Below are 25,319 nucleotides of genomic sequence, written 5' to 3' on the forward strand. Positions count from 1 at the left end.
TCGGGCCAGCCTGTCTCGGGACGCAGGCGTCGCCGAAACTCTGCCGCCTGCGACCCTCCGCCTCATGCTGGGGAACGAGACAGAACAATCCGGTTACGCTTCTTAACCGGCGATTTATCCGGTTCTGCCACAATTGCCTCTGGTCGCGGGGAAAAGGGCCGGCGGGATTGGCAAAACGCAGCACGAAGAATGTCGCGGGTTCGCGTGGCGACTACGTGCCGGATACGACGCCGGTGGTGGCCGCCCCGTCCGCGTCTCAGCATCCCGCAGCCGGTGCCACCGCACAGGCGATCCTCACCGAAATCGGCGAAACCGTCTACGAATGGGATCTCGCTACCGATAAGCTTCGCTGGGCGAGCAATGCGGCCGGCGCCCTCGGCATTCCCAATCTCCGCAAGATCGAAAACGGCCGCGACTTCGAGACCCTCGTCGATCCCGACAGTCTGATGAACCGCACCCAGGCGGTGCGCCACGCAATCGCCGTCGATTACGGTGACGGCGTGCCTTACGAAGTCACCTACGCCCTGCGCGTCGGCAGCGAAGGCAACAAGCGAAAAATCTGGGTCCGCGACCGCGGCCGCTGGTACGGCAATCACGAAGGCGAACCGGTTCTCGCCCGTGGCGCGGTCCGCGTGCAACCGGCCGGTCCCGGCGATCCGCAACAGGCCGAAAGGCCCCGCTTCTTCAAGGAGCGCGCCAGTTTTCTCAGGCTTTTGGAAGACACGCTCGCCGTCTCCCAGCACTACGCCGTCCCCTTCATCCTCGCCGTCGTCTCGATCGACAATCTGAAGCTGGCGGCCGAGACCTACGGGCCGCAGATCATCGACCCGATCCTGCAGGAATTCTCCACCACGATCGAAAAGACCGTGCGCGACACCGATGTGGTCGGCGAACTCGCCGAGGGCGAGATCGGCATCATCTTGAACCGCATCGACCCGCAGGAGGCGGAGACGGCCGTTCAGCGCATCGCCGAGCGGATGATGACGGTTACCATCCCGCTGCGTGACCGCGTCGTCGTTCCGGTCGTCTCGGTCGGCGCACTCGTCGTCTCCGGCACCGAAGCCAACAGCATGCGCGATTGCCTCGACGCCGTCCGCCGTGCGCTGATCCGCGCCCAGAAGGCAGGCGGCGGCCACCTCGTCATCGATAGGGTCGACGAGCCAGGCGTCGGCGAGCCCCAGAAAGCCCGGGAAGACGATGTCGACGAGCTCTTGCGCACTGTGCGCGAAGGCCGCCTCATCCTGTCCCAGATCCCCGTGCGCGAGGCTGAGACCGGCAAGACGGTCTTTCTGCATCTCGCACCGCATCTTTTGAACGAGGACGGAGACCTCGTCCCCGCCGGCAAAGCCGTCGACCGCGCCGAAGGGCTGGGCTTCGCGCAGCTCGTCGACATGCGCCTTCTCTATCTGGCGCGCGAACGCCTCTCGGCCGCGCCCAAACAGCGTTTCTGCCTCGGCGTCTCCACCGGCGCGCTCTTAAACGAAGTCTGGCTCGCCAATCTGGAGCGCATCCTGCGCGAGACGTCGGGCGCCCCGGACCGCCTCATCATCGCGGTACCGTTCGACACGCTGCTGGCCCGCGGCGACGAGGCCGCAGAACTCGTGGAGAGCGTGCGCACCCTGGGCGCGAAGCTCGCCGTGCGTCGTTTCGACGGCCGGTTCTGGGATGCGCGGCCTTTGGGGCAGATGGGGCTCGAATTCCTCGAGCTTGAGCTGGCGCAACTGCGCATGGACGAGGCAGAGGTCGAAGATCGCGCCTGGACGAGCACGGCCGATCTTGTCGCCGCAATGGGGCTGAAGGCCCTCGTATCCGGCACCTCCTCCACAGAGGAAGAGGCGCGCCTGGCAAAAGCCGGCTTCCCCCTCATCGAAAAGAAGCCGGCCTGATTTCGCCACGTTGATCTCGCCGCGCTGAGGTGGGCGAGACGATTTCGCCCGGTTGATTTTGTCGGGCGTTCTTCGAACAGCCGGCTGCAGTCGCAGTTCCCGATCCGATCAGGATCTCGCGCCGCAACAAACTCCTATTGCTTGCGCTCGCTCGCGATCGTCTCGATGGTGCGCTGCATCTCGCGAAGCTGCTCGCGCAAAGCCTCGATCTCTTCCGCCTGACCTTCCGCCGTTCGCGGCGCCGAACGCGTGCCCGCCGCCGCGGAACCCGCCTGCGGGAAGGGGGTGAACATGCGCATCGCCTCGGTGAACATGTCCATGTTGCGCCGCGCCTGCTCCTCCATCGCTCCGAAAGCGTCGCCCTTGAGCGCACGGCTCATCTGGTCGCGCAGCTTGTCCTGATTGCGGCTGAAGGCCGACAGCGAGGTTTCGAGATAGGTGGGCAGGAAGGTCTGCATGCTGTCGCCGTAATACCGGATCAGCTGACGCAGAAAGGCGATCGGCAGAAGATGCTGTCCCTTGTTTTCCTGCTCGAAGATGATCTGGCCGAGGACACCGCGTGTAATGTCCTCTCCGGTCTTGGCATCCGTGACAGTAAAATCTTCGCCGGCTTTCACCATCTCGGCGAGATCTTCCAACGTCACATAGGTCGAGGTGCCTGTGTGGTAGAGACGCCGATTGGCGTATTTCTTGATAACGGTTGGGGTCTCTTGGCTCATGCAGTGCTGGTTTCCGCTTTGGAACTCATTCGCCTTCAGAGGGCAGGATAACGGGAAATAGGCAGTCGTTGCCAATTCTTTTTGCACCGCCCAACAGCGCGAAGGCCACGCTTTGCCTGAAATCCCCACCCTTTTGCGCAAAAACCCAGCTCTACCCCTCGTTGACAGCCCCGCCCGCCGCGCTCTTTAACTTTGTATTGGCGGGCCGACGAATGCTGCTTTTTTTGCCTTAGCGATCGACAATCGCCCCACGAACAGGCCCGAAAGAGGAGGAGCTTTTGCCCAATATCGTTATTGCGAGTGCCGCACGCACCCCGGTTGCATCCTTCAACGGCGCCTTTGCGAGCGTGCCGGCGCACGATCTCGGCGCGGTGGCCATCAAAGGCGCGCTGGACCGTGCCGGCGTGTCGCCGGAGGAAGTGACGGAAGTCATCCTGGGTCAGATCCTCACCGCGGCCCAGGGCCAGAATCCGGCCCGGCAGGCCGCCATGGCCGCCGGCTGCCCGAAAGAGACGACTGCCTGGGGGATCAATCAGCTCTGCGGCTCCGGCCTGCGCGCCGTCGCGCTCGGCATGCAGCAGATCGCCCAGGGCGATGCCGACATCATCGTCGCCGGCGGCCAGGAATCCATGTCGATGGCCCCGCATGCGGCCTATCTTCGGCAGGGCGTGAAGATGGGCGACTACAAGATGGTCGACACCATGCTGAGGGACGGGCTCCTCGATGCCTTCAACGGCTACCATATGGGCGTGACGGCCGAGAACGTCGCCCGTCAGTGGCAGATCACCCGCGAACAGCAGGACAGTTTCGCCGTCGCCTCGCAGAACAAGGCCGAAGCCGCGCAGAAGGCCGGCCGCTTCAAGGACGAGATCGTCCCCGTCACCGTGAAGGGCCGCAAGGGCGATACGGTGGTCGAGGACGACGAATATATCCGCGCCGGAACCACGATCGAGAAGGTCTCCGCCCTGCGTCCAGCCTTCGACAAGGAAGGCTCCGTCACCGCAGGCAATGCCTCGGGCATCAACGACGGCGCGGCAGCCGCCGTTATCATGACGGCCGAAATGGCGGAAAAGCGTGGCATCGAGCCGCTTGCTCGCATCGTCTCCTGGGCAACCGCGGGCGTCGATCCGGCCGTGATGGGCACGGGACCGATCCCCGCCTCCCGCAAGGCGCTTGAGAAGGCCGGCTGGACCATCGACGACCTCGAGCTCATCGAAGCCAACGAGGCCTTTGCCGCGCAGGCCTGTGCGGTCAACAAGGATCTCGGCTGGAACACGGAGATCGTCAACGTCAATGGCGGCGCCATCGCCATCGGCCATCCGGTCGGCGCCTCCGGCGCGCGGGTTTTGACGACGCTTCTCTTCGAGATGCAACGCCGCGGCGTCAAAAAGGGGCTCGCCACCTTGTGTATCGGCGGCGGCATGGGCGTCGCCATGTGCGTAGAGCGCCCCTAAGCCCCGTCACGCCCGCCGCGCAGCCGCAGGAAGCACGCATTCGCCGTCGGGCGGTCGCGCAATTGCGCTGGTGACGGAGGCGCCGCTTCGGCGTCTCCGCCGGCACCCCTTTGGCCTGAGCTATTCTTCCGGCCGAGAAATTTTCACGCGCGATATGCATGAATGCCCTTGCTCAACGCAAGGTTTTCGTCATCCTGGTCACATGCAGGGACGGTAACGAGCTCCTTGAGGAGCCACTGACGGGGGGAAATACATGGCACGGACTGCACTGGTCACAGGCGGAACCCGCGGCATCGGCGCCGCCATTGCAAAGGCTCTGAAAGAGGCCGGCTATCAAGTTGCAGCAAATTATTGCGGCAATGACGAAAAGGCTGCCGCCTTCAAGGAAGAGACCGGCATTCCCGTCTACAAATGGGACGTGTCCAACGAAGAAGCCTGCGCCCAGGGCGTGCGCCAGGTCGAAGAAGACCTCGGCCCCGTCGACATTCTCGTCAACAATGCCGGCATCACCCGCGATTCCATGTTTCACAAAATGACGGGCGAGCAGTGGCACAAGGTGATCGAGACCAATCTCGGCTCGCTCTTCAACATGTCGCGCCCGGTCTGGGACGGGATGCGTGAGCGCGGCTTTGGCCGCATCATCAACATCTCGTCGATCAACGGCCAGCGCGGCCAGATCGGCCAGGTGAATTATTCCGCCTCCAAGGCGGGCGAACTCGGCTTCACCAAGGCGCTCGCCCAGGAAGGCGCTCGCAAGGGCATCACCGTCAACGCCATCACCCCGGGCTACATCGCCACCGAGATGATCAAGGCCGTCCCTCAGGAAGTGATGGACAAGCGGATTTTGCCGCAGATCCCCATCGGCCGCCTCGGAGAACCTGAGGAAGTCGGCCGCATCGTGGTCTTTCTCGCCTCCGATGACGCCGGCTTCATCACCGGCTCCACCTTGACGGCCAACGGCGGCCAGTACATGCCCTGATAGATCGGCTGCAGACGGCAAGGGCATGCGGTCGTTTCTGTCTCACGACCGGGCCCTTGCTGATAGGCGATCATGGCATTTGGCGACAGCGAGGAGATCTGGCCCGTTCGTCTGGTCCGGCTGATCTGGCGCGCCTTGCGCTTCCTCTGGCGCGTCAATATCAACGCCATCTCCGGGCTGTTGCGCCATGACGGCATCATGCTGGCGAGCGCCATCGCCTTTTCGCTGATCTTCGCGCTTTTTCCGTTTCTCCTGTTCCTGATCGCGCTTGCCGGCGTCTTCGGCGGCCCGGAACTTGCCGATTATCTCACCCGCGAAGCCTTCCACGTCATGCCCGAGCACATGGTGAGAACCATCGAGCCGGAGGTGAACCGCGTCCTCGACAGCCGCAATGGCGGCCTCATCACCATCGGCCTTCTCGTCACGCTCGTCTCCATCACCGGCGCCGTGGAGGCCGTGCGCGAAGCCCTCAACAAGGCCTATCGCTGTTCCGATCAGCGCAATTTCCTGCATCGCTATGGCGGCAGCGTCATCTTCGTCTTCCTCGGCATGGCGTTTTTGATCATCGTCTCGGCGCTCGGCGTCGCCCTGCCGATCTGGCTTGCCGTCGTGCGCGCCTATTTCCCCGACCAGGCGCTCTATCAGGAGATGATCTCCGCCGGCGGCCGCGTGATCCTCTTCCTGGTCATGGTCGCGATGCTGACCTCGGTGCACATCTTCCTGCCGGCGAACCACCGCCGCGTGCGCGTCCTGGCCTCGGGCGTCATCCTGACCGTCGCTCTGTGGTGGGTGGCCGGACGCATCTTCTCCTTCTACATCTCCGTCTTCGCCAATTATTCCGCCACCTATGCCGGCCTCGGCGGCATCGTAGCGCTGATGTTCTTCCTCTATATCCAGGCGCTCATCTTCCAGTACGGTGCGGAGCTCAACCGTGCCATCGACGACGAGATCACCAATCGCAAGGAAACCTGGATGATGCGCCACCAACTGAAATTGCCCTTCGGTCGGCGTTGAGGAGCTGCCGCGTGAGCCGTTCTCTCGCCACCGCGCTCGGCACGACTGCGATCTTGATGTGGGCGCTGCTCGCTCTCTTCACCGCCGCGAGCGGCGAGGTTCCGCCCTTCCAGCTCGCCGCCCTCACCTTCACGGTCGGCACCGCGATCGGCTTCATCTGGCTTTGGGCCAAGGGGCGGTTTCATGAACTGCGGCAGCCGCTCTCCGTCTGGGTCTTCGGCACGGTCGGCCTCTTCGGCTATCACGCGCTCTATTTCACCGCGCTCAGAAACGCCCCGCCGGTGGAGGCAGGCCTCATCGCCTACCTCTGGCCGCTTCTGATCGTCGTCTTTTCGGCGCTTCTGCCGGGCGAGAAACTGCGCTGGTATCATCTCGTGGGCGCGCTTCTCGGCCTCTCCGGCACGGTTCTCATCGTCACCCGGGGCGAGAGCTTGAGCTTTGATCCGCGCTACACGCTCGGCTATGTCGCAGCACTTGGCTGCGCCCTCACCTGGTCGAGCTATTCCGTGCTGTCGCGCCGCCTCGCCTCGGTGCCGACCGGCATCGTCGCCGGCTATTGCGGCACGACGGCGATCGGCGCGGCGATCGCGCATCTTCTTTTCGAGACGACGGTGTGGCCGGCCGACGGCGGCGAATGGCTTGCCGTCCTCGGCCTCGGCCTGATGCCCGTCGGCGCGGCCTTCTATGTCTGGGACATCGGTGTCAAACGCGGCGACATCCAGCTCCTCGGCGTGACGAGCTATGCCGCGCCGCTTCTCTCCACGATCATCCTGATTGCAGCCGGCTATGGCGTACTGACGCCGCAGATCGCCGTCGCCGCGCTCCTCATCACCGGAGGCGCACTTCTTGCCGCAAGGGGCGGGCGCTTCTCGCGTCAGAGACCGGGCTCGAAGCCGGCTTCCGCCAGCTCGAACGCCTCGAACTGAAAGCCCGGCGCCACGCTGCAGCCGACGAGCGTCCAGGCGCCGAGGCTTTCCGCCGCCTGCCAGGCAAAGGCGGGCACCACGCATTGCGGCCGCTCGCCGGAGAGGAGATCGGGACCGAGGAGATGCCGGCGCCGCGCCACCCCCTCTTCGGCGATCTCGAGAGCGAGCGGCGCTCCGGCGTAATAATGCCAGGCCTCGCTCGCATCGATCCGGTGCCAGTGCGAACGCTCGCCTTCGGCCAGAAGGAAATAGATGAGCGTGCCGGCGGCCCGTCCGCCGGCCTCCCGCTCATCGCGAAACGTCTCCAGAAAATACCCGCCCTCCGGATGCGGCGTGAGCTTCAGGAGGGCAATCACCTCCTCCGCGCTCAGGCTCTCCATCCGGCCGCCGGCCCGGTCTTCTCCCGGCATCGTTTCCGCCCGTCGCTCAGAAATTGTCCTTGCGCTTGCGCGTCTCGGCAAAGACCGCGACAGGCTCCTCGCCTTCCATACCGAGCGCCTGCTGAAATGCCGGATCATCGGCACGCAGGAACGGATTGGTCGCCTTTTCCAGCGCGATCGTCGTCGGCAGCGTCGCATGGCCGTCCTGGCGCAGCCCTTCGACTTCCTTCTTGCGCTCGGCAAGCTTTTCATTGTCGGGATCGACGCTGACGGCGAATTCCGCATTGGCGAGCGTATATTCGTGACCGCAATAGACGACGGTCTCGTCCGGCAGCGCGCGCAGCTTCTGCAGCGAATTCCACATCTGCTCGGCCGTGCCTTCGAAGACCCGCCCGCAGCCGAGCGCGAACAGCGTGTCGCCGACGAAAGCGACGCCGTCCTCGGTGAAATAATAGGCGAGATGGTCGAGCGTATGTCCGGGCGTCTCCAATACCTGGATGGTGCGGCCGGCCCATTTGAACGTCTCGCCGTCCTCCACCGTCTTGTCGTAGAGGCCGGTCGCGGCCGCACTCTTGCGCGGACCGATGGTGCGCGCGGAAAACGTCTCGCGCAGCGCCGGCACGCCCTCGATATGGTCGAAATGCTTGTGGGTCACGAAAATATCTGTGAGCACCCAGCCGCGCGCCTGCAGCGCCTCGATGATGGGATCGGCTTCGGGCGCATCGATGGCCGCCGTCGCCCCCGAATCAGGGTCATGCACCAGCACGGCGTAATTGTCCGAACGGGCCGGAAACTGAACGATTTCGAGTGCCGCCAAGGCCTTCTCCTTCTCGATTGGGTTGCGCTGGACGCTCGGTGTTGGCGTTAGGTGTTGGCGTGCGGCCAGTATAGGGCGATATTTCCCGCCATGAAGCCGTGAGCAAGGCATGCTAGACGATGGGGCGCAGTTAGGTCCCAGTGCCACGGCGCTGACGGAGGAAGGTCTGGCAGGTTCACGTGATGCATCTTGACGTCGTCGATCTGCGCGAATTCTACGCAAGCCTTCTCGGCAGAATGGTGACGCGGCATGTGCGCGACAGCATGCACCGGCTGATCAATGTCGGACCGAGCGATCGCGTCCTCGGCCTTGGCTTCGCCACCCCCTATCTCGGCCCGCAGCTCGGCCGGGCCGAACGCGTCTTCGCCTTCATGCCGGCGCCGCAGGGTGTTATGGAATGGCCCTGCGCCAGCCGCTCTGCGACGGCCCTCGTGGAGGAGACCTGTCTGCCTCTGCCCGATGCCGCCATCGATCTTGCCATTCTCGTCCATGCGCTCGAAACCTCGTCGCAACCGCCGGAACTGATGGCGGAGCTGCGCCGCGTTCTCACCAACAACGGCCGCGTCTTCATCGTCGTTCCCAATCGCCAGGGGGCGTGGGCGCGCGTCGAGACCTCACCCTTCGGCTATGGCCGCCCCTATTCGCGCAGCCAGCTGAAGTCTCTCCTGCAGGAGACGGGCTTCAACGTTACCGCCTGGACGACCGCGCTCCATATGTGGCCGACGCAAAGCCGCTCGCTCCTCAGCCTGTCGCCCGCCATCGAAAAGCTCGGCCGCAATCTCTGGCCGGCGTTTTCCGGCGTCACCTGCGTCTATGCGCAAAAGGTGGTGATGCCGGCGACGACAGTGAAGGCGAAACGGGCGTTCCGTCCGGCGCTGAAGCCGGCGCTTCAGCCGGGCGTCGGCATGATCGACGCGACCTGAGGCCGGTCCTCGCGAAGGATCTAACCGCGGCTCAGAACGAACACGGCCTGCTCGCCGAAGAGGTTCCAGATCGTCCAGGGAGCCGTCTGCGTCATCCGCTTGCCTTCCCCATAGAGGCAGACCGCGTCCTCGATCGTGGCATCGATCTCGCCCGTCAGGGTCAAAAAGTCCTTGATCGTGCAGAAATGGATGTTCGGCGTGTCGTACCAGCTATAGGGCAGGTTGGAGGTGATCGGCATGCGCCCCCAGACCATGAACTGGCTGCGGATGCGCCAATTGCCGAAGTTCGGGAACGACACGATCGCCCGCCGGCCGATGCGCAGAAGATTCTCCACGACCGTGCGCGGATTGCGCGTCGCCTGCAGCGTCTGGCTCAGAATGGCAAAATCGAAGGCGCCGTCGGGATAGGTTTCGAGATCGCGGTCCGCATCGCCCTGGATGACGGAAAGTCCCTCGGCCACCGCCTGGTTCACGCCCCTTTGCGACAATTCGATGCCGCGCCCGTCGACGCCCTTTTCCTGGGCGAGAAGCTTCAGAAGCGCCCCGTCGCCGCAGCCGACATCGAGCACGCGCGACCCCGGACTGACGAAGCCGGCGATGACACGCAGATCGACGCGGTCCGGATCGGCCGCCATCGTCGCCAATTGCATCTCGCTCATTCCGCCAGCCCCCTGACACGTGCCGCACCGCGCAGAAAGCCTGAGACGGTGCGAAACAGCTCCGGCTCGTCGAGCAGGAAGGCGTCGTGGCCGCGATCCGTCTCCACCTCCACGAAGGAGACATTGGCGCCCGACGCATTGAGCGAATGCACGATCGAACGGTTCTCGGCCGTCGGAAACAGCCAGTCGCTGCTGAAGGAGATCACGCAAAAGCGCGACGTGGCCCCCCGAAAGGCATCCGCCAGCCGCCCGCGGAAATCCTTGGCCAGGTCGAAATAATCCATCGCCCGCGTCAGATAGAGATAGGAGTTCGCGTCGAAGCGCTCCACGAACGTCATGCCCTGATGGCGCAGATAGGATTCGATCTGGAAATCGGCATCGAAGCCGAAGGTCAGCGCCTCGCGGTCCTGCAGATGCCGGCCGAATTTGTGGTGCAGTGCGCTCTCCGACAGATAGGTGATGTGCGCCGCCATGCGCGCCACGGCGAGGCCTTTCGCCGGCCGCTTGCCGAGCATCAGATATTTGCCGCCGCACCAATCGGGATCGGCCATCACCGCCTGCCGGCCGACTTCGTTGAAGCCGATATTCTGCGAGGTGTGGCGCGGCGCGGTCGCGATCGGAATCGCGGCGAAGACGCGCTCGGGATAGCTGACGGCCCATTGCAGAACCTGCATGCCGCCCATCGAACCGCCGACGACCGCAAAGAGTTTCTCGATGCCGAGTTCGTCGACGAGACGCGCCTGCGCCCGCACCATGTCGCGCACGGTGATGACCGGCAGATCGAGCGCATAGGGCTCGCCGCTCGCAGGGTTCGATGATGCCGGTCCCGTCGACCCCATGCAGCCGCCGAGCACATTGGCGCAGATGACGAAATAGCGGTCCGTGTCGATCGGCCGGCCCGGCCCCACCATCAGCGACCACCAGCCGGCCTTGCCGGTCACCGGATGCTCGTTGGCGACATGTTGATCGCCGGTCAGCGCATGGCAGACCAGGATGGCGTTGGATTTGTCGGCGTTGAGTGTTCCGTAGACCTGATAGGCGATCTGAAAGCTCGGCAGCGCATCGCCGCCGTCGAGCGCAAGCGTCTCCGCAAAAGCCATGCAGAGGCTTGAAGGGCAATCCACCTGCCGGGCAGCGGCGGTGGCATGATTTGGCACACCGGCATCCATTGCGACGTTCCTTCGGTGGTTGAGCGGCTTAGGAAGCGAGCTTCGCGCCTGTCAATCTTTTCTTTGCGTCCAGCGGGCCGTCTCGCTATGCAGCAAAGCGAAGAAACCTGCCGTTTAGTAAGACCGGACACACCCATGAGCGCCATGGCACCCGACGCGCTTGCCAAGATCCGCCAGCGTATCGACCACATCGACGAGGAGGTTCATCGCCTTCTGATCGAACGCAGCGCTGTGATCGACGAACTCATCCACATCAAGGGGACGAGCGCGCCGGGAGCGGCCTTCCGGCCGGACCGGGAAGCGCACATGATGCGGGCGCTCGTCATGCGTCACGAAGGCATTCTGCCGCTCGCGACCGTCGAGCACATCTGGCGCGAGGTGATCTCCACCTTCACCGCGATGCAGGCACCTTTCCGCATCCTGATCGGCCAGTCGACGGACCCCGCCGCACTGCAGGATCTCGTGCGCTTTCAGTTCGGCTTTTCCGTGCCAGCGGAAGCGGCGGCAAGCGACGCCGACGCCCTTGCCGCCCTGCGCCGCGACGGCGATCTCATCGCCATTCTGTCCCCCCACTCGCCCGGGCGCTGGTGGCGGGATTTCGACGGCGAGGATCTGCAGATTTTCGCGCGCCTGCCCTTCATCATCGCGCCGAACCACCCCGTCCAGGCCGAGGCCTATGTCGCCGGCCCCAAGCTGTCCGTGCCACCGGAGGCCGATATCCGCCTCTGGCGCATGCACGCGACGGGCGCCTTCGAAAAAACGCTGTCCGCCTTCAACGCGCGCGTCGTCACGCGCGAGGGCGACGAGATCCTCGTCGAGATTTCGGGCGCGATCTCCTACGCCGCGTTGCGCGAGGAAGCTGAAAAGCGCGGCGCGACCTTTTCCGAGCCCGTGGAGCTCGGCTCCTTCGCCGCACCGATCCATTTCGTCGGCCAGGAGGAAGAACAGACGGAAGAAGACCAGGTATGAGCACCAAGGCTCTCACGCCCCGCAAAGGGGTCCTCGATATCGCCGCCTATGTGCCGGGCGATAGCGGGGACGGCGGCCGGGAGACGTTCAAACTCTCCTCCAACGAAACCCCGCTCGGCCCGAGCCCGGCGGCGGTGGAAGCGTTTCGTTCGCTCGCCGGCGACCTGCATCTTTATCCCGACGGCTCGGCCCGCAAACTGCGTGAGGCGATCGCCGCCGCCCATGGTCTCAATCCCGACCGCATCATCTGCGGCAACGGCTCCGACGAGATCCTGACGCTCGCCGCCCAGACGTTCCTGTCGCCGGGCGACGAGGCGATCTATCCGCAGTACGGATTTCTCGTCTACCGCATCGCCATCCTGTCGGCCGGCGCGACGCCGGTCGTGGCGCCGGAAAAAGACCTCACCGTCGACGTCGATGCGATCCTCGCCTGCGTCACGGAGAAGACGCGGCTCGTCTATCTCGCCAATCCGAGCAACCCGACGGGCACCTATCTGCCCTTCTCGGAGATCCGCCGCCTGCAGCGCGGCCTGCCGGCGAACGTCCTTCTCGTCCTCGACGCGGCCTATGCCGAATACGTCCGGCGCAACGATTACGAGAGCGGCATCGAGCTCGCGGGCGAAGCGCCGAACGTCCTGATGACGCGCACCTTCTCCAAGATCTACGGGCTCGCCGCGCTCAGGATTGGCTGGGGCTATGGTCCGGCCTCCGTCATCGATCTCCTCAACCGCACGCGCGGTCCCTTCAATGTGTCGGCGCCCTCGCTTGCCGCCGGTGCGGCGGCGATGGCCGACCGCGCCCATGTCGAGACGGCGATCGCCCACAACGAAAAATGGCTGCCCTGGGTGAGCGAAGAGCTTGAAAAGCTCGGCCTGACGGTGACGCCGAGCGCCGGCAATTTCATCCTCATCCATTTTCCGGACACACCGGGCAGGAATGCCGAAGCCGCCGACAAGGCTCTGCGGGCCGAAGGCTGCATTCTGCGCCGGGTGACGGGCTATGGCTTTCCCAACGCACTGCGCATGAGCATCGGCACGGAAGCGGCCAACCGCAAGGTGGTGGACGTGCTCACCCGCTTCTTTGCCTGATCCATTTCCCATCATGTTCAAACGTCTTTGTCTCATCGGTATCGGTCTCATCGGCTCGTCGATCGCCCTGCGGGCGCGCAAGGAGGGCCTCGTCGAGGAGATCGCCATCCAGAGCCGGCGCCAGGACACCGTCGACGCGGCGGCGCGCCGCGGTCTTGGCGACACCTATACGACCGATCCCGCGGAGGCGGTCAAAGGCGCCGATCTCGTCATTTTGTGCGTGCCGGTCGGCGCGGTGGGCGACATCACGCAGGCCATTGCCCCGCATCTTGAGCCGGGTGCGATCGTCTCCGACGTCGGCTCCGTCAAAGGTGCGGTCGTCGCCGCGATGCAACCGCATCTGCCCGACCACATCGATTTCGTGCCCGCCCATCCGATTGCCGGCACCGAGCATTCCGGCCCGGATGCGGGCTTTCCGGAACTCTTCGACGGGCGCTGGTGCGTTCTGACCCCGCCCTCAGGGACCAATCCCGAGGCCGTTGAGAAGCTCAAAGCCTTCTGGGAACGGCTCGGCTCGCATGTCGAGACGATGGAGCCCAGCCATCACGACATGGTCCTCGCCATCACCAGCCATGTGCCGCATCTCATCGCCTACAACATCGTCGGCACCGCCGCCGATCTGGAGACGGTGACGGAATCGGAGGTGATGAAATTCGCTGCCGGCGGTTTTCGCGATTTCACCCGCATCGCCGCCTCCGATCCGACCATGTGGCGCGACATCTTCCTCACCAACCGCGAAGCGGTTCTGGAGATGCTCGCCCGCTTCAACGAGGATCTGACGGCCCTGCAGCGGGCGATCCGCTGGGGCGACGGCGACACGCTCTTCGATCTCTTCACGCGCACGCGTGCGATCCGCCGCGGGATCATCGAGGCCGGCCAGGAAACGGCCGATCCCGATTTTGGCCGCCAGAAAAAGGCGTAAACCTCAAAAGAGCGGCGGCACCCGCCCGAGATTGATGAAGGCGATGCGCGCCGCGCCCCGGTCGAGGCTGATCGTGAGGCGCCTTGCCGGAAGCCCGTCCACCTCGGCCGGCACGCCGATGCCGGAAATGGCCGCCAGCACCAGCTGACCCGGCTCGCGGATGCCGTCCGGCATCTCCTTGATGGAGCGCGACAGGGCTTCGATGCCGGTGATCGTGACATCGAGCTGGCCGGAGACGAGCCCGTCGGGGCCGATCCGCAAAGGTCCGGATGCCAGCACCCGCGCACCCCCGGTCTTGAGCTCCGCACTCATCTGCCGCAATTCGAGGCCGCTCTGGCGCAGGCCCGGAAGCCCGCTCAGAACGGCCTCCGGCGAGGCCGCGACATCGGCGGCAAGCGCCAGATCGCTCGCCGGCAAAGCGAGATCGTCCTTGGTGATGGTGAAACCACGCAGCGCCACCTGCACCGAGGTGCCGTCTTCCGCCTCCGTGGGCTTCACCAGAGCCTGCCCGCGATCGAGGCCGGCCGTCACCGCACCCTGCACCGTGCGTCCGCCCATGACGTCGACGGTGGCGCGCTTGAGGCCGTCCCCGCCGAAACCGGTCGTCATCTTGGCATCGGCGAATTCGAGTTTCAGAGGTTCGGCGAGATAGGGCGCCTTGATGGTCAAGGGGCTCGCCAGCTCCGTTTCGACCTGCTGCGGGCGTTCGGCCCGCACGGTCGCGGCAAGCGCCGGCGTCGCCGCCTCGGTCCCGGCGGAGGTGAATTCCACCGGCTGCGAGCAGCTGAGCCGCAAGCGGAAGGGAAAGCCGCCGATGTGCCGGCCCGGGCACGACATGACGACGCCGCGCCGCGCCTGCTCGGTAAGGAAAGCATCGACCTGCCGGTCGGCATAGGTCGCAAGCGCGTACCACCCCGCCGACCAGAGACCCGCCAGGATGACGGCGATGATCGCCAGGACCGTCAAGATGCGTCGCATTCAGGCTTCTCCCTCACGGCCGTTGCGGTCGGCCGGCGCAACTGATAGCTCCAGCCCGCGATGGCGCAAGTTCCTTCAGACGAAGATTTCTGGGTTTTCGGCTACGGGTCCCTCATGTGGAACCCGGGCTTTCCGCATGTCGAGACGAAACCGGCGCGTCTCATCGGCGCCCACCGCTCGCTCTGCGTCTATTCCTTCGTGCATCGCGGCACCGAAGAACGGCCGGGCCTGGTGCTCGGCCTCGATCGCGGCGGCAGCTGCCGGGGCCTCGCCTTCAAGGTGAAGGCGGAAGACCGCGAAGCCGTCGTCGCATATCTTCGCGCCCGCGAACAGGTGACGCGCGTCTACAAGGAAGCCGTCCGGCAGGTCGTCTTCGCGGATGGCCGCGGCCATGCCCTCGTCTATCTCGTCGATCGCACGCACCAGCAATATGCCGGCGTTCTCGATGCGCCCCACCAGCTCGAAATCGTCCGTCACGCGCACGGACAATCCGGGCCGAACACCGACTATGTCGTCAGCACGGCCCAGCATCTGCGCGACATGGGCGTCGTCGACCGCCATCTCTTCTGGCTCGCCGAAGAATTGGAACATCATCGCCCTGCGGTGGCGGGCGAAAGCGGCGGCAATCAGGCGGCGACGCAGTAACCGCCGCCGCGGCGTTTTTCCGGAGGGGTTTCCGAAGAGCTCAGATCTTCGCTCACCAATTGTCTGGAGCGCCCCGACCCGGCAAGAAAATGCGCATAGAAGATCACGCCATCGGCGGCGAATCGCAAAACATCCGCAGGATCGAGCGCATCGTCGCTTCCGACCCAGCGGAGATCCCCGCCCTTCACGCAGAGAACCACGGCGTCTTTCACGCTGAGGACATGTTCCAAATCGAGTCTGCTGAAGAGATAGCGCCGACCCGAAGCCCCCGACCAATAGAGATACCGGTCGGAAACACCCTGCTCCCGCACCACATGCGGCAGTGATGACTTAACGGTCACGAAAACCTTCCATCTCGTTGCCGCGTCGGTTCAAGTCACCTCTGCGACATGCTCTTCGACAACGATGCGCCGCGTCGCCGGATCGCGGTCGCGTGCTTCTTGCATCAACTCATTTGTTTTATCTTCAATAGATTGCTGAAGTTTTGCGGCGAAGGTGGCGGAATCAAGGCCAGGCTCGATCGGCGGCAGAACTTCGACCCGAACCGTGCCGGGAATATGCGCAAACGACCGCCGCGGCCAGTAAAGGCCGGCATTGAGCGCCACCGGCACGACTGGAACCTGAAGTTCCTTGTAAAGATGCACGACGCCGTAGCGGTAATTCGGCGGCGCAAGCGGCGCCCGCCGTGTCCCTTCGGGAAAGATGATGACCTGGAAACCTTTGGCGACGCGGTCTTTGGCGTGTTCGGTGATCGAAAAAAGCGCCTTGGAGCGGCTGCCCCGGTCGACGGGAATATGGCCGTACTTCTTCATGTACCAGCCGAGAAGCGGGATCCACATGAGCTCGCGCTTCAGAATATAGGCGGGCTTGTCCAGCATATAGACGAGCCGCATCGTCTCCCATGTCGATTGATGCTTGGCCGCGATGATGCAGCCGCCCTTCGGGATGTTCTCCAGCCCGCGCACGTCTTCCTTCACGCCGCAGATGAGCCGGTGCCAGAAGAGCGAAGAGGCGGTCCAGAACTTCGTCACCCAGATGCCGTAGCGCTGCGGCAGCAGCAGCATCGGCGAGAACACGATCGCCTGGACCGCGAAATTCACATAGAAAACAATGTTGAACAGGATGGAGCGCGCGTACATGGCCAGCCTCTGAAGCCTCGCCCAAGCGGGGCGCAACCGGAGTGGCGCGCTCGGGCCTCGACGTCAAGTCGGGGCGTCAAGTCGGGCCGCCATGTCGTGGAACCCACAGCCGAAGCGCCGACGCCCGAAATCGCACCTACACTTATTCAGGACGACAGATTTCCTTTCCCTGGATCGCCAGGCCCGTGCGCAGCGCCAGCACGGCGACGATCGCACAAAGAAGGCCTGCGAGCAGAAATCCGACCCACAGATGGAAGGCCGATCCCGCCGTCTCCGCGAAGAGGAGCGAGGCGACGGCCAGAGCCGCGACCGGAAACGACAGCGCCCACCAGGACAGCGCGAAGGGAAGCCGCGCGAGCTTCGGCACCTGCGTCACCACGACGAGCGCGAAGACATAGCCGACATTGATCAGGATGCGCGCGAAGGCGTCGACCTCGCCCTCCAGCCGGAGATAGGCGATGAAGGCGACGGCCGGCGGCGCGATCAGGATGACGAGCGTCGGCACCAGCCGCCCCGGCAGCGGATCGTGGAAGATCAGCCGGTTGACGACCAGGGTCAGAAGCACGAGCCAGAAGATCAGCCCGGCAGAAAAGAAGAGCCAGCTCACCTCCACGAAGCCGAACTCGACCCCGGCCAACGGCACGATGATGTTGCCGACGGCCGGAATGAACCAGGCCGGATTGAGATGCACATGCTCGAACGGGCGGTGGCCGATCCAATTGGCGATGACGCTGAGCGACAGAACGGCCTGTGCCGCAGCCCCCGCGATCCACACCGGCCTTGCGACCTCCGGCCAGACCGGCGCGGCGGCCGTCGCCATCAAGAGGAGCGAGATCGAGATCGTCGGAAAGAAGGCGATGCGCACCGGATGCGCCCATTCCTCCACCACGTCACGCGGATGAAAGCTGAGTTTCAGCGCGTACTGCAGCGCGATCACGGCAAACACCGCGACCGTCCCATAAAGCGCCCATGAGGAAATCCGCCCGTCGAGGGCAAGCGCGTGCTCGCAGGCACGCAAGGTCAATGTGAGGCCCGAAAGCCCCATCACGATGGCAAAGAAGCTGATCGGAAACTGGCCGAGCCTAGAATGCTCAGGCAAAGAGATATCGCTCATCGAATGCCACCCCCTGCGGCATTGGAAGTGATGACCTCAGTCCCGAACCCCGGCAAACGTCGCTGCAGAGCCGTGGCGGATCAATCGCTTCTAAGCTGCTGTGACAATTTGCACCGCCATCCCGGGGCCGTTACCGACCTCACCGCAACGCCCGCTCAGCGCAGCTTCACGACGATATATTTGAGATATTCGCGGAACAGGATGACGAAGATCTCCTTGCGCTGCGCCCAGTCGCCGAGATCGAGGCCCGGCCGGCGCACCGGATAGGGAATGAGCCGCACATCGGGGATTTCGCGCCGCAATTCCGCGATCGAACGCGGCATGTGGTAGGCGCTGGTGACGACGATCAGCGAATGATAGCCGTGATGGCGCACCCATTCGCGCGTCTCCTCCGCATTGCCGCGCGTGTCGCGGGCCGCCTTGCCGAGATCAACGCAGCAGCGGAAGAGATCGGAGCTTTCGGACGCCACGGCATTGGCGATCGATTGCTTGCTGTTGTCCGCATAGACGCCTGAAATCAGGAGCCGCTGGCCGGCGCCCGCACGCAGAAGCTCCACGCCCCCCTCCACGCGCGCCGAACCGCCGGTGAGCGCCACGATCGCGTCGGCCTGGGGCGCGGCCGGCGGGCGCGCGGAGGCGACCTGCTGCGCGAAGATGAGGAAGCCGCCGACGAAGAACAGGCCGATCAGGAACACCGCAAAGACGACGACGCGCACCAGCCGCCGCCCGATCGAGGGGCGCGGGCGGGGAGATTTCGCCTCGACTTTCTCAGCCAGCGTCTCGCGGGACATCAACGACCTTTGCTGCCGAACTTTGATCGGGGCTTCCTGATCTGCTTCGCGCACATTGGCAACGTCTATCCGATCTGTGACAGCGTTCGCCGCACGGTCGAGCGTGCGGTGGCTGCGATGATCACGGCGATCGCCACCACCGTGATCACGGAGCCGATATAAGCCGGCGGCCCGATCGTGAGCCCGCCGAGAAGGCTTCGAAGCTGCGCCTCTTCCGGCGTCGGCCCTTCGACGCCGCCGATCAGCGACAGAAGCGCAAAGAGCGCGATGGCGGCGATACCGCCGAGACCGGCCCCTTTCAGCCCGAGCACCAGAAAATGCCGCTGGAACTCACCCGCCACATAGGAATCCTCGGCGCCGACGAAATGCAGGACCTCGATCACATCTTTGTTGCCGGCCATGGCGCCGCGCGTCGCGAAGACGACGCAGAGCGCCGTCGCGGTCATCACCAGAGCGACGATGCCGAGCCCGGCGAAGGTGATCGCCTGCGCCATGCGCGCCAGACGTTTGAGCCAGACGCCGTGATCGTCGAGGCTCGCCCCCGGCACTTCGTCGCGCAATTGCCGCGCCAGGCTCGAAAGATCGACATTGCCGCCGAGCCGCACGGCGATGAGGCGCGGAACGGGCAATTCGACCGGATCGAAATCGCTGCCGAGCCACGGCTCCAGAAGCGCCTTGGAATCCTTTTCGCTGACCGGCTCGGCCGAAAGGACACCCGGCGTCGCCTCGGCGATCTCCTCCGCGCGCGCCATCGATTGCGCCACGTCGTGACCGCCGGTGACGCTCACCTGGATGGTGACTTCGGCGGCGATCTGGCGCTCCCAGCCGCGCGCCCGGTCGGAGACGACGGAGACGGAGGCGACAGACAGGCACGACAGAAAGCTCATGATCGCCACGAGTACCAGAAGCGCACGCCCGGCGACGGAGCGCGGCGGCACGATCGGGTTTTCTTCGCGCGGCTGCTCGATCGGGCCGGAGCTGACCGAAACGCCCGGACGACGCAGGCTCGCATCGATATCATCGACAGGCGCGGCCGCCTGCGGCGCCCGCCGGCGCGAAAGCCGTGGCCGCTTCAGGCGGCGTTTCTGCCGGCCGGGCTCAGACGACATCGTGAATTTCCAGCAAGCCTGAATTGAGGATGAGCCGGCGCGCATCGTACTGGTCCATCAACGCGAGATCGTGGGTGGCGATCACGATCGACGTTCCGAGCCGGTTGAGCTCGATGAAGAGCCGCAACAGGCGCCGCGCCAGCGGCGGATCGACGTTGCCTGTCGGCTCGTCGGCGAGAAGGATTTCGGGGCGCGTGATGACGGCGCGGGCAATCGCGGCGCGCTGCTTCTCACCGCCCGAAAGGACCGGCGGATGCACCCACATCTTGTCGCCGAGCCCCACCCATTCGAGAAGCTCGGTGACGTCGTGGCGGTAGCTCGAATCCGGATGTCCGAGCACGCGCAGGGGCAGAGCGACGTTCTCATAGGTGGTGAGATGTTCCAGAAGCCGGAAATCCTGGAAGACGATCCCGATCCGCCGCCGCAGCACCGGCACGGTCGTCCGGCTCGCCGTCGCCGCGTCCTGGCCAAAAATCTCCACCATCCCGCGCGTCGGCTTCAAGGACAGGAAGAGAAGCCGCAGAAGCGAGCTCTTGCCGGCACCCGACGGCCCGGTGACATATTGGAAAGAGCCGGGCTCGATCGCAAAGGTCACGTCGCGCAGGATCTCCGGCCCGAGCCCGTAGCGCAGCCCGACATTGTCGAAGCGAATCAGGGGCTGATACCCGTGCGCCGATCGTTCTTCCATGCGTCCTTTCACAAGCCAGGCTGTGGCCGCCGAAGCACACCACCATCGTCGTCCCATCTGCCTCGCCGCCCGTTAAGCCGACGTTAACGATGTTCGGCAACAAGTCGTCGGGCATGGTAAACGGAGTCCTGCATGCCCGAATGCCACGCGGGCGACAAGCGACCCGCCAGGGAACTCGAAATGGAATGCCCTGGCTGCGGCGCGCGCGAGCACCTGCAGACGGCATCGCTCGATGCCGAAACGAAGCTTATCGTCTGCGGCCATTGCGGCGAGACTTGGAAGGCGCACACCGACCTGCATCGGGCCCTCCTTCCCGCCTTCCCGGCCGCCTTCCCGGCCTTCGCCGTAAAACCGATCGCGGCCTCCCCGCTGCCGTCGGCCGGAACCGCGAAGATCTGGGAAGAAGAGCCGCAACCCTCACCGGGCCGTTCGCGCTTCTTCGACGACGAGACGCCGGTGCAGAAGTCCGAATGGAAAGGCGTGGCCCTTCCCGTTCTCAGCGCCCTCTCGCTCGCCTTCCTCGTCCTCTTCGTCCTTGCACGACCTGCAATCGTCAAGGCGGCGCCCGATCTCGCCAGCCTCTACGGGCTCGCCGGGCTGAAGGTGAGCGCCGATCCCGTCGCCTTTGAGGCGGTCAACGTCTATCGCGCAGAAATGGCGGGACAAAACGCCCTTCTCGTCACCGGCCGGCTCGTCAGCCTTGACCACCGCTCGCAGCCGTTGCAACCGGTCTCCATGGAGATCTACAGCGCCTCAGGCGAGAAACTGGCAAATCGCGCCATGGAAGCCCCCGCCCCGGAAATCGCACCGCGCGAGCGGCTGTCCTTCGCCTACACCCTGACCGATACCCCGCCCAATGCCGCGAGGATCGAGCTTCGCTTCGCCGACCCCTTCATCCAGACCGCCGTTGCCGGTTCATGACGAAAGTGACGACGGCGCATATCCGCCCGCTCTTTTCCGCCGAAGAGATCGACCGCCGCATCAACGAGCTCGCCGAAGCGATCTGCACGACGAAGCCGGAAGAGCTTCTCGCCATCGTCGTCTTGAAAGGCGGCTTCGTCTTCGGCGCCGATCTCGTCCGCGCCATGTCGCGCCGCGGCGTGACGATGGAGATCGAGTTCATTTCACTCTCTTCCTATGGCGCCAGCCTGAAGACGAGCGGCGAAGTGCGCATCCTGCGCGACATCGGCTGCCCTGTGGCCGGACGCGACGTCCTCATCATCGACGACGTCCTCGATTCCGGCCTCACCGTCCGTTTTGCGCGCGAATTGATGGCGACACGCGGCGCCCGCCGCGTCCAGGTGGCGGTCATGATCGACAAACCCGAAGGCCGGAAGGCAGAAATCGAAGCTGATTACGTTGGGTTTACCTGTCCCGACTATTTTGTAGTCGGTTACGGCATGGATGCAGGCCATGCCCATCGCGAACTCCCCTTTGTCGGCGTAGTCGAAAGCGACGAGGAGGGAGCCAATTAGCGGGGAAGGGTAATGCGTATTCTCCTGACGGAAGACGATGATTCCGTCCGAGCTTTCGTCAGCCGCGCGCTGGAACTGGATGGCCACAGCGTCGAGACGGCGTGCGATGGCCTGGAAGCCATGGACCGACTTCTCGCCAGCGATGGCGAATTCGATCTGCTCGTCAGCGACGTGAAGATGCCGCTCATGGACGGCATCGATCTCGCCCACAGCGCCGCGCGCAAATGGCCGGGCCTCCCGATCCTTCTGATGACCGGCTTCGCCGATCAGCGCGAGCGCGCCGATGACCTTCAGAAGGTCATTCGCGACGTCCTCACCAAGCCCTTCACGCTTCAGGAAATCCGCACCGCGGTCAGCGTCGCGGGTGCAGAAAAGCAGCAGGTCGCCTGATCTGCCACGGCGAAGACCGCCGACCTTCCTTCATCCCAGACGACGCGCGGCTTTTCCGGTTCGCTCCCGGCTTCGATTTAAGAGGCCGCGCGTTCTCAGCCGGGCTTTCTCAGCAAGCGCGCTCAATCGCGCTGCAGGAGCCGTTCCAGGTAATCGAGCTCGTAGCTCGGCCGAAAGCGCTCGCCGAGGCGTTCGCGGATGGCGTTGAGAATGCGCCTCGCGCGCTCCACGTCGAATTCGTCGGGAATGCGCACATCCTCGCCGAGCTGCGGCCCTTGCGCCCGCTGCGGCCGGCCGAGCGGGTCCGTCTGGCCCTGCGGGTTGCCGCCGCGGCCGACCCGCTGCTGCCCGCCCTGGCCCTGCTGGCCCATCATCTCGCTCATCATCTGCTGCATGCCTTCGCGCATCGCCTGCAGCGCCTCGCCCTGCGGACCGATGGCCTGACCGGGTTCGCCGTCTCCGAGTGAGCCGGTGGCTTCGCCCATCGCCCGTCCGGCGCGGTCGAGGGCGCGCTCGCCCTGCCCCATCTGGCCTTCGCCGCCCTGCCCCGGCTCGCCGCCGGGTTGCTCGCCCGGCTGCTGGCCCTGGCCCTGCTGCTGGCGCAGCTTGTCGAGGAGCGCCTGCAGCTGCTCCTGCAGATTGCCCTGGTTCTGTTGCAGCTGGCGCATCATTTCCGCCATTTCCGAAGGCGACATCTCGCCGTCGCCGGGTTTCTGCCCCGGCCGCTGCCCTTGATCGAGGCTGAACGTATCGTCCATCAACCGTTGCTGCTCGCGCATCAGCCGGCCGAGTTCCTCCATCTGCTGCATCATCTGGCCCATTTCGCCGCTCTGCATCTGCTGCTGCATGCGCTGGGCCATCTGCATATTGTCGAGCATCTCCTGGAGCTGGCTCAAGAGCTCCTGCGCCGCTTCCTTGTCGCCGAGCCGCGCCAGATCTTCGATGCGGTCGAGCATGCGTTCGAGATCCTGCTGCGACAGAACCTGCGCGTTCGGATCGATCGGCATCAATTTCTGCGGATCGGAGCGTGCCATCTGTTCGGCCATGCTGCGCATGACGTCGTTCATGGCCTGCCGCAGCTCTTCGGTGAGACGCGAAATCTCTTCCTCCGAGGCACCCTCGGCGAGCGCCTGTTCGAGCGCCTCGCGCGCCTCCGCAAGCCGCTCCTGCGCCTCCGACAATTCTCCGTCCTCGATGAGAACCGCCATCTCCCAGAGATAATCGAGCATCGCGCGCAGCTCGTCGTCGCTCTCGGCCGCCCGCATTCTCTGATAGGCGACGGTGAGGCCGAGATAGATGCCGGAATCCTTGACGAAATCGCCCGGCCGGATGGTCATCGCATCGAGCACCTGCACGACGCGGTCCTTGCTGCGGGCATCGAGAGCGAGCTCACGCCTCTGCTCGATGAGCGCCTTGGCGATCGGGTTGCGGAATGGCCGAGCCGGCAGCGTCATGGCGCCGTCATCGGCCGGCCGGCCTTCCTGGCCGGCGGCATCGCGCACGACAGCGTCGGCGACGACTGGCATGCCGGCATAAGGATGCTCTTCCAGGCGCCCCGACGCCTTGGCACCGTTCTCCTCCTTGCGCCCGCGTCCCGTGCGGATGGCGATCGACGGCGCCTCGACCAGAGGATGCGCACCCTTTTCGGGTGGTGTCTGCGGCCGGAACGTGACGTTGCCGTCGGTCACGCCGTAATCGTCCTCCACCGTGAAGGCCATGGTGAAGGAGCCGGACCGATTGACGGTGACCTCGCCGCGCCGGATCGTCGGCGGCCGGTCTGGAATGATGCGGAATGCGTAATGCTCGCTGGCCCGCCCGGCCTCGACCGAGACGGAGCCGTCGCTTTCGAGCGTCGTCGTGTAACTGCGAATCGTCTGGTCGCCGCGCGAGCCCGCTTTGTTTGCGCCGGATGCCGGAGCTGCCGTCTTCGCCGCATCATCGGCCGCTTGCGGCTGCGCACCCGGCTTGGAAGCCCCGCCGTCGTCATCGGCCGCAAGCGCCGTCGGACCGCCGGGTCCGTCGAGCGTGACGACGGCCGGTTCGCTCGAAGCGACGCGCACGGTGAGCCGGCTTCCCTGCGGCACCCGCACCGCCGTCGCCTCTCCGGCGTTCTCGCCCGGCCTCTCGCCCTGTCTTTCACCACGGCGCGAAAGATAGACGGGCGCCGCGCCGGTATAGGTCGGCGGATCGACCCAGGCGTCGATGCGGGCCGGCACGCCGGTCGAAAGATGCGCCGAGACGGGCCGAAAGGCATCGGCAAGCCGCGGCCAGTGCTCGCCCCAGCCGACCAGAAACGCCACGAAGAGCAAAACGGGGACGACAAAGCGCAGCGCATTCGGATCGCGCCGCACCATGTCGGGACGCGGCGGCCCGGCGCGCATCGCGGCCAGAGACGCCATCAATCGCCGGCGATGCGCCGCCCACAGAGCTTTCGCCGCCGGCCCTTCGGAAACGGTGGAGAGCGTGTCCCGCAAGCCGCTTGCCGGGCGATGAGAGACGGGCGAATTCCGCTCCACCCGCTTCAGGGCGGCGGCCTGGCTCGGAAAGGGCGTGCGCAGGATCCAGACGAATGCTGCGATCGCGGCAAGACCCAGACCGAGGAGGATGCCGCCACGCACCCAATCGCCGACAAAGCTCCAGACGCCGAGCCACGAGAGCGCGAAGAACAGGGCGACGATCGACAGAAGCGGCACGAGCCGCGGCCAGGCCGCCTCCCAGAAGAGCGCGAGCCGGGCGCGGCGTGTGAGGCGGGCAAGGCGCTCTTCGGCGACTTGCGCCCGCGCCTCGTCGGGCGTCCTCTCGCGGGCGCTCAGGTCGTCGCCAGGGACATCCTCGCCTGGCCCGTCGAAATCTCTGCCTGGCATCGTCTTCGGCGCATCGCTCACGGCCAGTTCCTTATCTTGCCGGCCTCGTCATTCTGCCGGCTTCGACGGCAACCTCGCCCGCCGCGCATCCGACCGGGCTCAGAAGCCGCGTCGCAAGGACAGATTGCGTCCGATCGTCACAAGTATAGCGGACAACGAATGAGCGGAAAGGACAAGGGCGAAGCATGGCCACATCAAGGCCTTGCGCGAGATTTGACGTC

At 65.0% G+C, this 25,319-nt stretch carries 26 protein-coding genes; 13 read left to right on the plus strand and 13 right to left on the minus strand.

The genetic code is table 11. The features are described 5' to 3' along the window. Positions 1–167: 167 nt before the first annotated feature. The gene (locus NYQ83_RS14055; protein ID WP_261215431.1) at positions 168–1,886 is read left to right on the plus strand and encodes a diguanylate cyclase domain-containing protein; all 1,719 of its coding nucleotides are present in this window, start codon (positions 168–170) and stop codon (positions 1,884–1,886) included. 134 nt (positions 1,887–2,020) lie between these two features. Here the strand turns inward: NYQ83_RS14055 and phaR are convergent, their stop codons facing one another. Then, positions 2,021–2,605 carry a polyhydroxyalkanoate synthesis repressor PhaR gene (phaR, locus tag NYQ83_RS14060; protein ID WP_261215432.1) on the minus strand — a complete coding sequence of 195 codons (585 nt, stop codon included), beginning with the start codon at positions 2,603–2,605 and terminating at the stop codon, positions 2,021–2,023. Positions 2,606–2,883: 278 nt separating this feature from the next. On the opposite strand from phaR, the gene NYQ83_RS14065 reads away from it, so the two are divergent. The 4 genes from NYQ83_RS14065 to NYQ83_RS14080 all read left to right on the plus strand — a co-directional run bounded on the left by NYQ83_RS14065 (position 2,884) and on the right by NYQ83_RS14080 (position 6,978). Further along, a complete protein-coding gene (locus NYQ83_RS14065; protein ID WP_128290729.1) occupies positions 2,884–4,059 on the plus strand; it encodes an acetyl-CoA C-acetyltransferase in 1,176 nt (391 codons plus the stop codon). Positions 4,060–4,312: 253 nt separating this feature from the next. Beyond that, complete coding sequence (phbB, locus tag NYQ83_RS14070; protein ID WP_128290728.1) at positions 4,313–5,038, plus strand: acetoacetyl-CoA reductase; 726 nt, start codon at positions 4,313–4,315, stop codon at positions 5,036–5,038. Between the two features lie 72 nt (positions 5,039–5,110). Then, positions 5,111–6,052, plus strand: coding sequence for a YihY/virulence factor BrkB family protein (locus NYQ83_RS14075; RefSeq protein WP_128290727.1), 942 nt, complete (start codon positions 5,111–5,113; stop codon positions 6,050–6,052). An 11-nt stretch (positions 6,053–6,063) separates the two neighbouring features. Further along, entirely contained in the window at positions 6,064–6,978 is a 915-nt protein-coding gene (locus NYQ83_RS14080) for a DMT family transporter (RefSeq protein ID WP_261215437.1), read from the plus strand. Here NYQ83_RS14080 and NYQ83_RS14085 read toward each other — a convergent pair. Beyond that, positions 6,927–7,358 carry a cupin domain-containing protein gene (locus NYQ83_RS14085; protein WP_261216186.1) on the minus strand — a complete coding sequence of 144 codons (432 nt, stop codon included), beginning with the start codon at positions 7,356–7,358 and terminating at the stop codon, positions 6,927–6,929. The genes NYQ83_RS14080 and NYQ83_RS14085 overlap by 52 nt on opposite strands. Positions 7,359–7,404: 46 nt before the next feature. Next, positions 7,405–8,175 carry a hydroxyacylglutathione hydrolase gene (gene gloB, locus NYQ83_RS14090; RefSeq protein WP_261215439.1) on the minus strand — a complete coding sequence of 257 codons (771 nt, stop codon included), beginning with the start codon at positions 8,173–8,175 and terminating at the stop codon, positions 7,405–7,407. Between the two features lie 182 nt (positions 8,176–8,357). On the opposite strand from gloB, the gene NYQ83_RS14095 reads away from it, so the two are divergent. Then, positions 8,358–9,098: a class I SAM-dependent methyltransferase gene (locus NYQ83_RS14095; RefSeq protein ID WP_234630395.1), complete on the plus strand. Its 741-nt coding sequence runs from the start codon at positions 8,358–8,360 to the stop codon at positions 9,096–9,098. A 20-nt stretch (positions 9,099–9,118) separates the two neighbouring features. On the opposite strand, the gene metW is transcribed toward NYQ83_RS14095, so the two are convergent. Continuing rightward, on the minus strand, positions 9,119–9,757 hold the full coding sequence (gene metW / locus NYQ83_RS14100; RefSeq protein WP_370642436.1) for a methionine biosynthesis protein MetW: 639 nt from the start codon (positions 9,755–9,757) through the stop codon (positions 9,119–9,121). Then, positions 9,754–10,926 carry a homoserine O-acetyltransferase gene (locus NYQ83_RS14105; protein ID WP_261215441.1) on the minus strand — a complete coding sequence of 391 codons (1,173 nt, stop codon included), beginning with the start codon at positions 10,924–10,926 and terminating at the stop codon, positions 9,754–9,756. The genes metW and NYQ83_RS14105 overlap by 4 nt, the downstream gene beginning before the upstream one ends. 135 nt (positions 10,927–11,061) lie before the next feature. On the opposite strand from NYQ83_RS14105, the gene NYQ83_RS14110 reads away from it, so the two are divergent. From NYQ83_RS14110 to NYQ83_RS14120, 3 genes are read left to right on the plus strand one after another with little or no spacing between them, the layout of a single operon-like run. Beyond that, a complete protein-coding gene (locus NYQ83_RS14110) occupies positions 11,062–11,895 on the plus strand; it encodes a chorismate mutase (protein WP_261215443.1) in 834 nt (277 codons plus the stop codon). Next, positions 11,892–12,983 (plus strand): histidinol-phosphate transaminase, encoded by a 1,092-nt coding sequence (gene hisC, locus NYQ83_RS14115; protein WP_261215445.1) that lies wholly within the window; start codon positions 11,892–11,894, stop codon positions 12,981–12,983. The genes NYQ83_RS14110 and hisC overlap by 4 nt, the downstream gene beginning before the upstream one ends. A gap of 13 nt (positions 12,984–12,996) precedes the next feature. Next, positions 12,997–13,905, plus strand: a complete 909-nt coding sequence (locus NYQ83_RS14120) for a prephenate/arogenate dehydrogenase family protein (RefSeq protein ID WP_261215447.1) — start codon at positions 12,997–12,999, stop codon at positions 13,903–13,905. A gap of 3 nt (positions 13,906–13,908) precedes the next feature. On the opposite strand, the gene NYQ83_RS14125 is transcribed toward NYQ83_RS14120, so the two are convergent. Then, complete coding sequence (locus NYQ83_RS14125) at positions 13,909–14,883, minus strand: DUF2125 domain-containing protein (protein ID WP_261215449.1); 975 nt, start codon at positions 14,881–14,883, stop codon at positions 13,909–13,911. A 60-nt stretch (positions 14,884–14,943) separates the two neighbouring features. Here NYQ83_RS14125 and NYQ83_RS14130 point away from each other — a divergent pair, with 60 nt between their 5' ends. Beyond that, the gene (locus NYQ83_RS14130) at positions 14,944–15,528 is read left to right on the plus strand and encodes a gamma-glutamylcyclotransferase (protein ID WP_261215451.1); all 585 of its coding nucleotides are present in this window, start codon (positions 14,944–14,946) and stop codon (positions 15,526–15,528) included. Here NYQ83_RS14130 and NYQ83_RS14135 read toward each other — a convergent pair. The 6 genes from NYQ83_RS14135 to ftsE all read right to left on the minus strand — a co-directional run bounded on the left by NYQ83_RS14135 (position 15,510) and on the right by ftsE (position 20,336). After that, on the minus strand, positions 15,510–15,869 hold the full coding sequence (locus NYQ83_RS14135; RefSeq protein WP_128290718.1) for a hypothetical protein: 360 nt from the start codon (positions 15,867–15,869) through the stop codon (positions 15,510–15,512). The two genes, NYQ83_RS14130 and NYQ83_RS14135, sit on opposite strands and share 19 nt — an antisense overlap. A 30-nt stretch (positions 15,870–15,899) precedes the next feature. Continuing rightward, on the minus strand, positions 15,900–16,667 hold the full coding sequence (locus NYQ83_RS14140; protein ID WP_261215454.1) for a lysophospholipid acyltransferase family protein: 768 nt from the start codon (positions 16,665–16,667) through the stop codon (positions 15,900–15,902). A gap of 142 nt (positions 16,668–16,809) precedes the next feature. Continuing rightward, the gene (locus NYQ83_RS14145) at positions 16,810–17,781 is read right to left on the minus strand and encodes an SLAC1 anion channel family protein (protein ID WP_261215456.1); all 972 of its coding nucleotides are present in this window, start codon (positions 17,779–17,781) and stop codon (positions 16,810–16,812) included. Positions 17,782–17,936: 155 nt separating this feature from the next. Next, the gene (locus tag NYQ83_RS14150) at positions 17,937–18,572 is read right to left on the minus strand and encodes a YdcF family protein (protein ID WP_261215458.1); all 636 of its coding nucleotides are present in this window, start codon (positions 18,570–18,572) and stop codon (positions 17,937–17,939) included. Between the two features lie 65 nt (positions 18,573–18,637). Further along, positions 18,638–19,681 carry a cell division protein FtsX gene (locus NYQ83_RS14155; RefSeq protein ID WP_261215460.1) on the minus strand — a complete coding sequence of 348 codons (1,044 nt, stop codon included), beginning with the start codon at positions 19,679–19,681 and terminating at the stop codon, positions 18,638–18,640. Continuing rightward, complete coding sequence (ftsE, locus tag NYQ83_RS14160; protein WP_128291770.1) at positions 19,671–20,336, minus strand: cell division ATP-binding protein FtsE; 666 nt, start codon at positions 20,334–20,336, stop codon at positions 19,671–19,673. Before ftsE ends, NYQ83_RS14155 begins: the two co-directional genes overlap by 11 nt. 165 nt (positions 20,337–20,501) lie before the next feature. Between ftsE and NYQ83_RS14165 the strand changes: the two genes are divergently transcribed. From NYQ83_RS14165 to NYQ83_RS14175, 3 genes are read left to right on the plus strand one after another with little or no spacing between them, the layout of a single operon-like run. Next, on the plus strand, positions 20,502–21,290 hold the full coding sequence (locus NYQ83_RS14165) for a hypothetical protein (protein ID WP_261215462.1): 789 nt from the start codon (positions 20,502–20,504) through the stop codon (positions 21,288–21,290). Further along, a complete protein-coding gene (gene hpt, locus NYQ83_RS14170; RefSeq protein WP_128290713.1) occupies positions 21,287–21,844 on the plus strand; it encodes a hypoxanthine phosphoribosyltransferase in 558 nt (185 codons plus the stop codon). The genes NYQ83_RS14165 and hpt overlap by 4 nt, the downstream gene beginning before the upstream one ends. A gap of 12 nt (positions 21,845–21,856) precedes the next feature. Continuing rightward, entirely contained in the window at positions 21,857–22,234 is a 378-nt protein-coding gene (locus NYQ83_RS14175) for a response regulator (RefSeq protein WP_092813577.1), read from the plus strand. Positions 22,235–22,356: 122 nt separating this feature from the next. Here the strand turns inward: NYQ83_RS14175 and NYQ83_RS14180 are convergent, their stop codons facing one another. After that, on the minus strand, positions 22,357–25,119 hold the full coding sequence (locus NYQ83_RS14180; protein ID WP_261215464.1) for a TIGR02302 family protein: 2,763 nt from the start codon (positions 25,117–25,119) through the stop codon (positions 22,357–22,359). Positions 25,120–25,319: the final 200 nt, after the last annotated feature.

This window comes from Afifella sp. JA880 (assembly GCF_025379905.1).
GTDB classification, from domain to species: Bacteria; Pseudomonadota; Alphaproteobacteria; order Rhizobiales; family Afifellaceae; genus Afifella; species Afifella aestuarii.

Bases quoted from the DNA above. Each gene is read 5' to 3' on its own strand.
- NYQ83_RS14085 (WP_261216186.1), bottom strand. From the start codon at position 7,358: ATGGAGAGCCTGAGCGCGGAGGAGGTGATTGCCCTCCTGAAGCTCACG.
- NYQ83_RS14165 (WP_261215462.1), top strand. From the start codon at position 20,502: ATGCCCGAATGCCACGCGGGCGACAAGCGACCCGCCAGGGAACTCGAA.
- NYQ83_RS14075 (WP_128290727.1), top strand. From the start codon at position 5,111: ATGGCATTTGGCGACAGCGAGGAGATCTGGCCCGTTCGTCTGGTCCGG.
- NYQ83_RS14095 (WP_234630395.1), top strand. From the start codon at position 8,358: ATGCATCTTGACGTCGTCGATCTGCGCGAATTCTACGCAAGCCTTCTC.
- NYQ83_RS14155 (WP_261215460.1), bottom strand. From the start codon at position 19,681: ATGTCGTCTGAGCCCGGCCGGCAGAAACGCCGCCTGAAGCGGCCACGG.
- NYQ83_RS14175 (WP_092813577.1), top strand. From the start codon at position 21,857: ATGCGTATTCTCCTGACGGAAGACGATGATTCCGTCCGAGCTTTCGTC.
- NYQ83_RS14145 (WP_261215456.1), bottom strand. From the start codon at position 17,781: ATGAGCGATATCTCTTTGCCTGAGCATTCTAGGCTCGGCCAGTTTCCG.
- hpt (WP_128290713.1), top strand. From the start codon at position 21,287: ATGACGAAAGTGACGACGGCGCATATCCGCCCGCTCTTTTCCGCCGAA.
- hisC (WP_261215445.1), top strand. From the start codon at position 11,892: ATGAGCACCAAGGCTCTCACGCCCCGCAAAGGGGTCCTCGATATCGCC.
- NYQ83_RS14105 (WP_261215441.1), bottom strand. From the start codon at position 10,926: ATGGATGCCGGTGTGCCAAATCATGCCACCGCCGCTGCCCGGCAGGTG.
- NYQ83_RS14150 (WP_261215458.1), bottom strand. From the start codon at position 18,572: ATGTCCCGCGAGACGCTGGCTGAGAAAGTCGAGGCGAAATCTCCCCGC.
- NYQ83_RS14125 (WP_261215449.1), bottom strand. From the start codon at position 14,883: ATGCGACGCATCTTGACGGTCCTGGCGATCATCGCCGTCATCCTGGCG.
- NYQ83_RS14120 (WP_261215447.1), top strand. From the start codon at position 12,997: ATGTTCAAACGTCTTTGTCTCATCGGTATCGGTCTCATCGGCTCGTCG.
- NYQ83_RS14130 (WP_261215451.1), top strand. From the start codon at position 14,944: ATGGCGCAAGTTCCTTCAGACGAAGATTTCTGGGTTTTCGGCTACGGG.
- NYQ83_RS14140 (WP_261215454.1), bottom strand. From the start codon at position 16,667: ATGTACGCGCGCTCCATCCTGTTCAACATTGTTTTCTATGTGAATTTC.
- metW (WP_370642436.1), bottom strand. From the start codon at position 9,757: ATGAGCGAGATGCAATTGGCGACGATGGCGGCCGATCCGGACCGCGTC.
- phbB (WP_128290728.1), top strand. From the start codon at position 4,313: ATGGCACGGACTGCACTGGTCACAGGCGGAACCCGCGGCATCGGCGCC.
- phaR (WP_261215432.1), bottom strand. From the start codon at position 2,605: ATGAGCCAAGAGACCCCAACCGTTATCAAGAAATACGCCAATCGGCGT.
- NYQ83_RS14110 (WP_261215443.1), top strand. From the start codon at position 11,062: ATGAGCGCCATGGCACCCGACGCGCTTGCCAAGATCCGCCAGCGTATC.